Annotated in this window: 9 protein-coding genes; 6 read left to right on the forward strand and 3 right to left on the reverse strand. The window is 64.1% G+C overall.

Features of this window, described 5'->3' with window-relative positions:
* On the forward strand, nucleotides 1-346 hold a 346-nt coding region (locus VLE48_13705), incomplete at its 5' end, for a KH domain-containing protein (GenBank protein HSA94065.1).
* 4 nt (nucleotides 347-350) lie between these two features.
* Here the strand turns inward: VLE48_13705 and VLE48_13710 are convergent.
* The 3 genes from VLE48_13710 to VLE48_13720 form a co-directional block, all read right to left on the reverse strand.
* Nucleotides 351-1,715, reverse strand: a complete 1,365-nt coding sequence (locus VLE48_13710) for a sigma-54 dependent transcriptional regulator (protein HSA94066.1) — start codon at nucleotides 1,713-1,715, stop codon at nucleotides 351-353.
* A 61-nt stretch (nucleotides 1,716-1,776) separates the two neighbouring features.
* Complete coding sequence (locus VLE48_13715) at nucleotides 1,777-3,993, reverse strand: ATP-binding protein (GenBank protein HSA94067.1); 2,217 nt, start codon at nucleotides 3,991-3,993, stop codon at nucleotides 1,777-1,779.
* Nucleotides 3,994-4,034: 41 nt separating this feature from the next.
* Nucleotides 4,035-4,811 (reverse strand): hypothetical protein, encoded by a 777-nt coding sequence (locus tag VLE48_13720; GenBank protein ID HSA94068.1) that lies wholly within the window; start codon nucleotides 4,809-4,811, stop codon nucleotides 4,035-4,037.
* A gap of 242 nt (nucleotides 4,812-5,053) precedes the next feature.
* On the opposite strand from VLE48_13720, the gene pilB reads away from it, so the two are divergent.
* The 5 genes from pilB to VLE48_13745 all read left to right on the forward strand — a co-directional run.
* A complete protein-coding gene (pilB, locus tag VLE48_13725; protein HSA94069.1) occupies nucleotides 5,054-6,766 on the forward strand; it encodes a type IV-A pilus assembly ATPase PilB in 1,713 nt (570 codons plus the stop codon).
* A 24-nt stretch (nucleotides 6,767-6,790) separates the two neighbouring features.
* Nucleotides 6,791-7,897 carry a type IV pilus twitching motility protein PilT gene (locus VLE48_13730; protein ID HSA94070.1) on the forward strand — a complete coding sequence of 369 codons (1,107 nt, stop codon included), beginning with the start codon at nucleotides 6,791-6,793 and terminating at the stop codon, nucleotides 7,895-7,897.
* Between the two features lie 42 nt (nucleotides 7,898-7,939).
* Nucleotides 7,940-9,160 carry a type II secretion system F family protein gene (locus VLE48_13735; protein HSA94071.1) on the forward strand — a complete coding sequence of 407 codons (1,221 nt, stop codon included), beginning with the start codon at nucleotides 7,940-7,942 and terminating at the stop codon, nucleotides 9,158-9,160.
* A 76-nt stretch (nucleotides 9,161-9,236) separates the two neighbouring features.
* Entirely contained in the window at nucleotides 9,237-10,901 is a 1,665-nt protein-coding gene (locus VLE48_13740; GenBank protein ID HSA94072.1) for an ATP-binding protein, read from the forward strand.
* The coding region (locus tag VLE48_13745; protein HSA94073.1) for a sigma-54 dependent transcriptional regulator at nucleotides 10,894-11,926 on the forward strand (1,033 nt) is incomplete at its 3' end. The genes VLE48_13740 and VLE48_13745, both read left to right, overlap by 8 nt.

Below are 11,926 nucleotides of genomic sequence, written 5' to 3' on the forward strand. Positions count from 1 at the left end.
CACGGACCAGCCGGAGCGGTTCCTCGCCGCCGAGATTGTGCGCGAGAAGGCCATCCTCGCCACCGAGCAGGAACTGCCTTACGCGGTCACCGTGATGTTGGACAAGTACGAAGAACTACCGAAGCTCACGCGCATCTACGCCACTCTCTACTGCGAGCGCGACGGCCAGAAGAAGATCCTCATCGGAAAGGGCGGCGCCATGCTGAAGAAGATCGGAACGAACGCCCGCTACGAACTCGAGCGGATCCTCGGAACCAAGGTCTACTTGGAATTGTTCGTGAAAGTGCAGCCTGGGTGGAGAGAGTCGAAACGTTTTCTTGAAGAGCAGGACTGGCGCTTGGGTTAGGTGGCTATTCCTTCACCGCTATCCCCAGCGCCTTCATCTTTCTGTACAGGTGGCTGCGCTCCAGCCCGAGCACTTCGGCGGTACGCGAAACATTCCCGTGGTTCTCGTCCAATTTCTTCAGGATGAAGTCGCGCTCATAGGCGGCGCGGGCCTGGTGCAGGCTGGAAAAATCGCTGGCAGTGCGGCGGCTGCCGTCGCGATACACCAGCGGCGGCAGGTGTTTTCGATCGAGGCGGCTGACGGTGGGGTTCATGATGACGATGCGCTCAATCACGTTGCGCAGTTCGCGCACGTTGCCCGGCCAGGCGTAGCGCATGAGCACGTCGAGCGCGTCGTCGGTGAGTTCCTTCGTCCGCCGGCTGTACTGGGAAGAGAGTTCGCGCAGGAAGTGGCGCGCCAGCATGGGGATATCTTCGACGCGCTCGCGCAACGGCGGAACGTAGAAGGGGATGACGTTCAGGCGGTAGAAGAGGTCCTCGCGGAAATTTCCGTGGGCGATCTCCTCCTCCAGGTCCTTATTCGTGGAGGCGATCACGCGCGCGTCCGCGCTGACGGGCTGGTCGCTGCCTACCGGCGTGAACTTCTGTTCATCGAGCGTGCGCAGCACCTTGGCCTGGGTCTTCAGGCTCATGTCGCCGACTTCGTCCAGGAACAGCGTGCCGCCATCGGCCTTGAGGAACTTGCCGTCTTTGTCCTCGTCGGCGCCGGGGAGCGCGCCCTTGCGATGGCCGAAGAGCTCGCTCTCGATACGGTCTTCGGGGATGGCGGCGCAGTTCACCTCCACGAACAGGGCCTCGCGGCGCGGGCTCTGGTTGTGGATGGCGAGCGCCACCAGCTCCTTGCCGGTGCCGGATTCGCCGTAGATGAGCACCCGGCCGTTGGTGGGGGCCATGAGCGCGATCTGCTTGCGCAGCGCCTTCATGGGCACGCTCTCGCCCACGATCTCGCTCTTCGACTGCAACTGGCGCTTGAAGTCGCGGTTCTCGCTGCGCAGGCGGCGCGCCTCCACGGCGTTCTTCACCAGGATGAGCGTCTTCTCGAGCGAGAGCGGCTTTTCCAGGAAGTCGAATGCGCCCAGCTTGGTGGCCCGCACCGCGGTCTCGATCGTCCCGTGACCGGAGATGATGATGACCTCCGGCGCTTCGTCCGAGTGCGCGTGCGACTGCCGGATCTTCTCCAGCGTCTCCAGACCGTCGATGCCGGGCAACCATATGTCGAGCAGCACCACGTCGTAGGGACGCTTCTTCAGCGCCTCCAGGCACGCTTCGCCGCTTTCGACCGACGAGGCCGAGTAGCCTTCGTCCGTGAGCACGCCTTCGAGCGACTCGCGGATGCCCGGTTCGTCATCGACGATGAGGACACTATGCATGGGGACAAATCGGAACTATAGCATCTGCAATGGCCGGTGACCGGCAGGCGGCAGCGAGCCGCTAGCTATTCGTCGCTACCGGCAGTTCGATAATGAACCTCGCCCCCAGCGGCGCGTTTTCTTCCACGCGAATGGAGCCGTGATGATCCTCGACGATGCGGCTGACGATGGCCAGGCCCAGTCCCGTGCCGCGCTTCTTGGTGGAGAAATAGGGCAGGAAGAGGCGTTCCTTCAGTTCGGGCGTGACGCCGTGGCCGGTGTCGGCCACCACGATCTCCACCGCATCACGTTTGCCCACCAGCGCGGTGGAGATGTGCACCTCGCGCACCATGGAACCCTGCATGGCTTCGCAGGCGTTGTCCACCAGGTTGGCCAGCGCGCGTTTGAGAGCCTCCGGGTCCGCCATCACGGCGGGGAGATCCGCCGCCAGGAACGTCCGCACGTTGACGCCGTCCAGCCGGCCGTTGAACAGCGCCAGCGCGCTTTCCACGATGGCGTTGACATTGGCCGGCTGCGGCTGCGAGGCAGGGAAGCGCGCCAGGGTGGAAAACTCGTCGACGAGCGTGCGCACCGTCTCCACCGCTTCGCCGATGGTCTGCGCGCAGCCGTCAATGACCTTGATGGATTCGCTATCCGGTGCGGTGCCGCGCTCCAGGTGCCGGCGGATGCGTTCCGCCGAAAGCGCGATGGGCGTGAGCGGGTTCTTGATCTCGTGCGCCACGCGGCGCGCCACCTCGCGCCACGCCGCCTGCTTCTGCGCGCGCAGCAGTTCGGAGAGGTCCTCGAACACCAGCACGTGGCCGAGCCGCGAAGCGGCCGCGCGGGAATCGGCGTCAAGCGAGGCCGCTGTGACCATCACCTCCAGACGCGCGCGCGGCGTGGCAATCTCCATCGGCGCGGACGTGGAACCCATGCGGTCGGCCTTGCGCAGCAGACGCTGCAAGTCCTGCGACACCTCAGTCGGAAACAAGTCCCGTAGCGGCGAGCCCGCCGTGACGCGGCCGCCTCCCGCGGCAAACATCCGCTCGAAAGCCTGGTTGGCTCGGGTCACGCGGCCCTGGGCGTCGAGCGAGAGCACGCCCGTCGGTGTGCTCTCCAGGATGGTCTCCATGTGGCGGCGGCGCTCTTCCAGCGCCACGTTGGCCTGCGCCAGCTCGCTGCGCGAGGACTCGATCTGCCGCCGCGTCTGTTCCAGCTCTGCCGCCATGCGATTGAAGCTGGCTACCAGTTCACCCAGCTCATCGGCCGCTGCCACCTCCACCCGATAGTCCAGGTGGCCGGCGGAGATCTGCTGTGTGGCCTCCGCCAGCGCCGCCACCGGCCGCGTGACCAGCCGGGAAAGGAAGAGCGCGAACCAGGTGGCCGCGAACAGCACCAGCACGGTCAGCAGCCAGAGCATGCCCATGTATGTGCGGCGCACCATCTTGCGTTCGGCGCTCAACTGCAGCGATTTGCGGCGGCTCTCTTCCAGGCTCTTGAGCGTGGCGGAAAAATTTTCCGGCAGCGGCATGGCGACCAGAATGCGCCCACCGCCCAGCACCCTCCCTTCCCCCAGCATGTACTCCGTGCCTTTGTAGGCGAACGGTTCGCGCGGCAGGCGGCCGGAGGCATCCGGCTTGGGCAGCACGGTGCGCAGCACCGGCCAGGCTTCCGGTGCGCGGAAGCTGGCCACCGCATGGTCTTCCAGGACCGCCAGCGCGAAGCCCCCCTTGAGCGTCGGCTCGTGGCGGCGGAACTCGCTCATCACTCCGGAGAAGTTGCCGGTCTCGAAGGCGCGCTGCGTTTCCGGAGACGCGGCGATCGCCGCCGCTTCCCCTTGCGCGTTCCGGGCGGCGTAGCTGGAGACCAGTTCCGCGATTTCGCCGGCATTCTCGCGCATCTCCTCCACCGGGCTGGAGAACCACTTGTCGATGGAGCGGTTCATCAGCCCGTAGGCGAACAAGAAGAGGAAGATCACGGGCGCGAAGGAGAGCATCAGCGCGCCCACCACCATCTTGGTGCGGAACTTCGAGCCCAGCACGCCCCCGCGCCGCTCCGCGAACAGCTTCAGCAGGTTGCGCAGCAGCACGAACGTCAGCGCCACCAGCAGCAGGAAGATCAGCGCGGAAACGGCGGTGAAGATCAGCGTCTGCTCGGAGGTGGAGGGCCGCAGGAAGGTCAGGTTGAACGCGGCTTGCGAGAAGACCACCGCGAACAGCAGGAAGATGCCGATGGCGAGCGCGATCAGTACCGCGACACGGCGTCGGCCGGGCTTCCGGGTTGTCGGTTCGGGAGACACAGGGCCCGCTCCGGCTGGGCCGGCCGGAGTTGTGCCTCCGATTATATTCCGCGGCGGGCGGCGGCTGGACGGGTCTTCGCGGCCAGGAACGGTTCCAGCGGGCACCCGGCACACAGCGCCTGCTGCTTCCGGCAGTGGTGCTTGCCCACGCGCACCAGCAGGGCATGGTACTCGTTGTAAACCCGCGCCGTCGGGCTTGTCGCTGGCGGGTGGAACTTGGCGCGGCGGAAAGCAGATGCTTCTTCTGAAAACTCGAAACTTGAAACTCGAAACGGTGGTTCACTCTCCAGCGACCGCTCAAACAGCTCTCGCACGCGGTCGTACTGCCATTTCTTCCCGGCCAACCCATGCCGCTCGAGGATCCTGCGCGTGTAGGCGTCCACCACGAACGATGCGTGCCCTCCGGCGTAAAGCAGAATGGAGTCGGCGGTCTCCGGCCCAATTCCGTTGAGCGCCAGCAGCTCGGCCCGCAATTCGTGGGTCGGGCGCGCGAACATGCGTTCGAGCGAGCCCCCGTAGCGCTTATCCAGATGCCGCACAAAATTCTTCAGCCGGCGCGCCTTCTGGCGGAAATAGCCGGCAGAGCGGATGAGCCGCGCCAGCCGCGCTTCCGGCGCCCGCCGGACGCCCGCCACCGTGAGCAGGCCCGCCCGGCGCAGCGCTTCGAGCGCGCTCTCCACGTTGCTCCAGGCCGTGTTCTGGGTCAGAAAGGCGCCCACGATGACTTCGAACCGAGTCCTCGCCGGCCACCAGCCCTGTGGACCCCAGGCGGATATCAATGCGCGGTAGTAGTGGCGGAGAGCCGGTTCGCGGTCCACAAAGTGCATTCTAGGCGCTGCAACCCGAAAGGGCAGCGACGGAAGTGGCCGGAAGAACGGGTCTGGGGCGGCTAACGTTTACCACTGTCATAACATCTGCTGATTGACATTTCTTGTCACTCCGCATACGATTCGCCAAAATCACCCCGCGTGAGTCGGTGGCGGCGTGTGTGTAGTGGCGCCGCCGGTTTCGTCAGCGCGGGCCTGAGTCCAGCGCGTTCCCGGAGGGGAGAGACCGGATCATGTCACAGAGGCTGGGCGACCTTCTGGTCAAAGAGAAGGTCATCAATAACGAGCAGTTGGAGCAGGCCCTCAAGCATCAGAAGGACAACAACTGCCGGCTGGGTTCGTCGCTGGTCAAACTGGGCTTCCTCACCGACGACGACGTCACCAATTTCCTCTCCCGGCAATACGGCGTCCCCGCTATCAACCTGCAGTTTTTCGAGGTGGATTCTTCGGTCGTGAAGCTGGTCCCGCAGGAAACCGCCAAGCGCTACCAGATCCTGCCGCTCAGCCGCGTAGGCGCCTCGCTCACCATCGCCATGGTCGATCCCACCAATGTGTTTGCCATGGACGACATCAAGTTCATGACCGGCTTCAACATCGAGCCCGTCGTTGCCTCCGAGAGCGCCATCCTGGCGGCCATCGAGAAGGCCTACGGCAGTTCCGCCGAAGAGGACCTGGAGAAGGTCATGGCCCAGGTGGAGGGCGGCGACGCCGACGTCGAGCTCCAGGCGGAAGAAGCGGAGCTGGCTCTGGGCGAGCTGGAGAAGGCCGCCGACGAAGCTCCTATTGTAAAACTGGTTAACATCATCCTCTCCGACGCCGTCAAGCGCGGCGCCAGCGACATTCACATCGAGCCTTACGAGAAGGAATACCGCGTCCGCTTCCGCATTGACGGCATGCTGCAGTCCATCATGTCGCCGCCCGCCAAGCTCAAAGACGCCATCACTTCGCGCATCAAGATCATGGCCAAGCTGGATATCAGCGAGAAGCGCCTGCCGCAGGACGGCCGCATCATGCTGAAGATGCAGATCGGGGGCCGCAAGAAGCAGCTCGATTACCGCGTCAGCACCCTGCCCACCCTGTGGGGCGAGAAGATCGTCATGCGCCTGCTGGACAAGGAGAATCTGCGCCTGGACATGACCAAGCTCGGTTTTGAGCCCGAGTCGCTGGAAAAGTTCGAGCGCGCCATCCTCAAGCCCTTCGGCATGGTTCTGGTCACCGGCCCAACCGGGTCGGGGAAAACCAATACGCTGTACTCCGCCATCTCCCGCCTGAACACTCCCGACACCAACATCATGACCGCCGAGGACCCGGTGGAGTTCCAGCTCGCCGGCGTCAACCAGGTGCAGATGAAGGAGTCCATCGGGCTGAACTTCGCCGCCGCGCTGCGCGCCTTCCTGCGCCAGGATCCGAACATCATCCTGGTGGGCGAGATTCGCGACTTCGAGACGGCGGAAATCGCCATCAAGGCTGCGCTCACCGGCCACTTGGTGCTCTCCACCCTGCACACCAACGGAGCGCCGGAAACCATCAGCCGCCTGATGAACATGGGCATTGAGCCCTTCCTGGTGGCCACCTCGGTGCACCTCATCGTGGCCCAGCGCCTGGTGCGCCGTATCTGCAAAGATTGCATCGAGGAGGTCGACCTGCCCTACCAGGCCAAGGTAGAGGCCGGCTTCGGTCCCGAGGAAGCCAAGACCGCCAAGATTTTCAAGGGCAAGGGCTGCGGCACCTGCAACAATACCGGCTACAAGGGCCGCGCCGGACTCTATGAGGTCATGGAAGTGGATGATGACCTGCGCGAGCTCATCCTGGTGGGCGCTTCGGCGCTCGAACTCAAGAAGAAGGCCGTGGAGCGCGGCATGTTCTCGCTGCGCCGCAGCGGTCTCATCAAGGTTATGGACGGCGTCACCACGCTCGAAGAAGTGGCGCGTGAGACCGTGCACTGATACGGAGAAAGGGAGAGATTCATCGTGGCAACCGCGACCCTGAGCGAACTGCTCAAGAAGATGCTCGACATGGGCGGCAGCGACCTGCACATCACCACCAATTCGCCGCCCCAGATCCGCGTGCACGGCCACCTGAACCCGCTGGACATGCCGCCGCTCACACCTGCGGAGACCAAGCAGTTGGCCTACAGCGTCATGACCGACGCCCAGAAGCACCGCTTCGAGGAAAACCTGGAGTTGGACTTTTCCTTCGGCCTTAAGGGTCTGGCGCGCTTCCGCGCCAACTGCTTCAACCAGCGCGGCGCATCCGCCGCCGTCTTCCGCGTCATCCCCTTCGAGATCAAGTCCTTCGCGCAACTCGCCCTGCCGCCGGTGGTCGCCAAGCTCTGCGAGAAACCGCGCGGCCTGGTGTTGGTCACCGGGCCCACCGGTTCGGGCAAGTCCACCACGCTCGCGGCCATGCTGGACAAGATCAACAGTGAGCGCCACGAGCACATGATCACCATCGAGGATCCCATCGAGTTCGTGCACCAGCACAAGAAGTGCCTGGTGAACCAGCGCGAGGTACACTCCGATACCAAGTCGTTCACCAACGCCCTGCGCGCCGCGCTGCGCGAAGACCCCGACGTAGTGCTCATCGGCGAGATGCGTGACCTGGAGACCATCGAATCCGCCCTGCGCATCGCGGAAACCGGCCACCTCACCTTCGGAACTTTGCACACCAACTCCGCGTCCTCCACCATCAATCGCGTCATCGACGTGTTTCCCGCGCACCAGCAGTCGCAGATTCGCGCTCAGCTCTCGCTGGTGCTGGAGGGCATCCTCTGCCAGGCGTTGCTGCCCAAAGTCGGCGGCCAGGGCCGTTGCATGGCCATGGAAATCCTGATTCCCAACGCCGCCGTACGCAACCTGATTCGTGAGGACAAGATTCACCAGATTTACTCCGCCATGCAGGCCGGGCAGGACAAGTTCGGCATGCAGACGTTCAACCAATCGCTGGCCAGCCTCTACTTCCAGAAGCTCATCACGCTGGAAACAGCGATCCAACGCTCGTCCAACGCTGACGAGCTGCAGGAGATGATCAACCGGGGCGCTGCCGGCAGGGCTGCGGTTCCGCCGATGCGGCGTTAGCGAGGAAGGCGCCGCAACGCAGTCGAATCATGGGAGGTGGATATGCCGACGTTCACGTTTACGGGCCTGGATTCCGCAGGACAAAAGGTTTCCGGCGAGCGTGTAGCCGTCAACAAGCAGGTGCTGGACCAGATGCTGCGCCGTGAGCGCATCACTCCCAGTGCCATCAAGGAGAAAGGCAAGGAGTTCGCCTTGCCGAAGTTCGGCTCCGGAAAGGTGGCCACTAAGGATATCGGCATCTTCCTGCGCCAGTTCTCAGTCATGATCGATGCCGGTCTACCGCTGGTGCAGTGTCTGGAGATCCTGGCCGCCAACCAGGAGAACGCCAACTTCCAGCGCGCGCTCACCGGCGTTCGCACCTCGGTGGAAGGCGGCTCCACACTGGCCAATGCCATGCGCCAGTTTCCCGCCATCTTCGACGACCTCAAGACCAACATGATCGAGGCCGGCGAGACCGGCGGTATCCTCGACCAGATTCTGCAGCGCCTGGCCACCTATGTGGAGAAAGAGGTCAAGCTCAAGTCGGCCATCAAGTCCGCCCTCATCTATCCGGTGTCGGTCATCAGCATCGCCGTGCTGGTGGTGGCCGGCCTGATGATCTTCGTGGTACCCATTTTCAAGAACCTGTTCACCGGACTCGGAGTCGAATTGCCCCTGCCTACCCGCATTGTCCTGGGCATTAGCGGCGGCCTGGGCTACTTCTTCTTCAAACTCTGGTGGCTGTACATTCCGGCTGGCATCGGCGCCTTCTGGGGCTTCAAGCAGTTCCTCAAGGACCCGCGCGGGCGCTACATGTTCGATAAGTTCCTGCTCAACCTGCCGATCATCGGCATGTTGCTACGCAAGATCGCCGTCGCCCGCTTCACCCGCACGCTCGGCACCCTGATTGCCTCAGGTGTGCCCATCCTCGACGGCCTCTCCATCACCGCCCGCACCTCTGGCAACGCCGTGATGGAGGAAGCGCTCATGAAGGTGCGCAGCGCGATCGAGCAGGGCCGCACCATCGTCGATCCGCTTCGCGAAAGCGGCGTGTTCCCCAACATGGTCTCGCAGATGATCGGCGTGGGTGAGGCGACCGGCGCCATGGACGCCATGTTGCAGAAGATCGCCGACTTTTACGAGGACGAAGTGGATAGCGCCACCAAGGACATGCTTACGTTGCTCGAACCCCTGATGATCGGTTTTCTGGGCGTGGCGGTCGGCGGCATCATCATTTCCCTCTATCTGCCGCTGTTTGCCATGATCGGTAAACTGTCGGGTTGAGACTCGAACGGCGTCCCGGGCCCCGCCCGGGACGCCTCCGCGGACTTCGACCCTCCCTCCGCGGCCGGGCTGAAGGATGACACCGGAATTCAACGAGCGCACCTGGCTGGCCTGGCTGGTCAAGGTGCGCATCATTGTCATCACCTTCCTGCTGGGCATCGAGCTGGCCATCATCCGGCTCACCCGCACCAACGTCCCGGAGAATCTCTTTCTTTCCGTCATCCTGCTCTGGTACACCATCGCGGTCTTTTACGCCCTGCTGGTCACGCTTTGGGACGACTACCGCATGCAGGCCCGCCTGCAGGTCTTCACCGACCTGCTCTTCGCAACCGCCGTGGTCTACGTCACGGGCGGCATCGACTCCTACTTCCACATCTTCCTGTTCCCGCTGGTCGTCATCGTGGCCAGCATCCTGATGACCCGCACCTGGGCCTACCTGGTGGCCGCGCTCTCCTTCATCTGTTACGGTGCGCTGCTGGAGCTGACCTATGTGTTCGAAGTGATCCGTCCGTATTCCGTGACTCGTCCCGACCTCAAGGCCTTGCAGGCCACCATCTTCATCAACCTGTTCGGCTACCTGCTGATTGCGTATCTTTCCAGCACCCTGGCCATGAAGCTCCGCCAGGTGGACGTGCAACTGCAGGACGCCTCGGGCGCGCTGGAGAACCTGCAGGCGCTGCACGAGAACATCATCAACTCCATGAGCGGCGGCCTGATCACCACTGGTCTCGACGGCCACATCGGCCTGCTCAACGCCCCCGGCCAGCGCCTGCTGGAGCGCCGCGCCGGCGAGGTCTTCGGGCTTCCCGTGAACCGGCTCTTTCTCGACCGCCTGCCGGCGGTGGGTTCATTCCGCACCCACGGCGAGGTCCGCTACCAGTCGCCCGGCGGCCGGGAAAAGACGTTCGCCGTTACCGCCTCGGCGCTTACCGTGCCCGAGCGCGGCACCATCGGTTACGTTTACACCTTCGACGATCTCACCGACATCCGCCGCCTGGAGCGTGAGGTGCGCATGCGCGACCGCTTGGCCGCCGTCGGCCGTATGGCCGAAGGCATTGCGCACGAGATCAAGAATCCGCTCTCCTCCATCGCCGGCTCGGTGAAGGCGCTCTCCGAGCATTCCCCGCTGGATGAGGAACAGCGCACCTTGGCAGAGATCGTCACCCGCGAATCGCAGCGGCTGAACAACATCATCAACGAGTTCCTGGCGTACTCCCGCGAGAAGGGCTACGAGTTCGCCCAGCACGACCTGCTGCCGCTGCTCGAGGACACGCTCAAGCTCCTGGAAAACCGCCCCCAGCCTGCCCACGCTCCCTTCCGGGTGGTCCGTAGTTACGGGGCGGCTGCGGCGCCGGCCGTGGTGGACGGCAACCGCATGAAGCAGGTGTTTTGGAACCTGTGTGAGAACGCGGTGCGCGCCATGCCCAGCGGCGGAACCCTCAGCGTCTCGCTCACTCCCCAGGACGGCTGGTGGCAGATCCGCTTCGCCGACACCGGCGCCGGCATCTCCCCCGACAAGCTGGACAAGATCTTCGAGCCCTTCCAGTCCGACTTTGAAGGCGGCATGGGCCTCGGCCTGGCCATCGTCTACCAGATCGTGCAGGCCCACGACGCCCGCATCTCCGTGCACTCTGCCGATGGCCAGGGCGCCGAGTTCCTGCTCGAAATCAAGCGCGCCGACCTCCCCGGCGAACCGGTAGCAATCCCGCAGGCCGCCGGACAGCAGGTGTCCCGTGGCTAACATCCTGGTCTGCGACGATAACGTCTCCGCCTGTCAGCTCCTGGAAATGATGCTGCGCAAGGACGGGCACAAGGTGGAGACCGTTACCTCCGGCGACGCCGCCCGCAAGAAGATCCAGTCCGCGCTCTACGACGTCATCGTCACCGATATCAAGATGCCCGCCACCGACGGCATCGAAGTGCTGCGCTTCGCCCGCCAGACCTCGCCTGATTCCGCCGTGGTGCTCATGACGGCCGTCGGCGAGCTCGAGACCGCCATCCAGGCCGTAAAAGCCGGCGCCTTCGATTACATCCTCAAGGAAACCAACCTGGTGGATGAGGTGCGCCTCTCCATTACCCGCGCCACCGAAACCCTGAACCTCCGCCGCCAGAATCTGGCCTTCCGGCGCGATGCCGCCAGCCGCAACTCGCTGGAGAACATCATCGGCTCCAGTGCCCCCATGGAAAAGCTTAAGGAGACGGTGCGTGCCGTCGCCCCCACCGGCTCCAGCGTCCTCATTCAGGGCGAAAGCGGCACCGGCAAGGAACTGGTGGCGCGCGCCATCCACACCTGTTCGCCCCGCGCCGCCGAGCCCTTCGTCTCGGTCAACTGCGGCGCTTTTCCCGAGACTCTGCTGGAGAGCGAGCTCTTCGGCTATGTGAAGGGCGCGTTCACCGGCGCCACCCAGAACAAGCACGGCCTGTTCGAGGCGGCCGGCGGCGGCACCATCTTCCTCGACGAAGTCAGCGAGATGAGCCTGGCCATGCAGGTCAAGCTGTTGCGTGTATTGCAGGAGCGGAGCCTGCGCCCGGTTGGCGGAACGCAGGAAGTGGCCGTGGACGTGCGCGTCATCTCCGCCACCAACAGGGAACTGGACCAGGCGGTGGCCGACGGCGCCTTTCGCGAAGACCTCTACTACCGTCTGGCGGTCATCCCGGTGCGCGTGCCGCCGCTGCGCGAGCGCCGCGAGGACATTGCGCTTCTGGCCTCGCATATCCTGCGCCGGCTGGCGCAGGAGGCCGGCATCCCGAAGTTCTCGCTCAGCG

Source organism: Terriglobales bacterium (assembly GCA_035454605.1).
In the GTDB taxonomy this organism is placed as follows: domain Bacteria; phylum Acidobacteriota; class Terriglobia; order Terriglobales; family Acidobacteriaceae; genus DATMAB01.

What these genes read in the sequence shown, in the direction of transcription:
- VLE48_13710 (HSA94066.1), bottom strand. Translation starts at nt 1,715, where the DNA reads ATGCATAGTGTCCTCATCGTCGATGACGAACCGGGCATCCGCGAGTCG.
- pilB (HSA94069.1), top strand. Translation starts at nt 5,054, where the DNA reads ATGTCACAGAGGCTGGGCGACCTTCTGGTCAAAGAGAAGGTCATCAAT.
- VLE48_13735 (HSA94071.1), top strand. Translation starts at nt 7,940, where the DNA reads ATGCCGACGTTCACGTTTACGGGCCTGGATTCCGCAGGACAAAAGGTT.
- VLE48_13740 (HSA94072.1), top strand. Translation starts at nt 9,237, where the DNA reads ATGACACCGGAATTCAACGAGCGCACCTGGCTGGCCTGGCTGGTCAAG.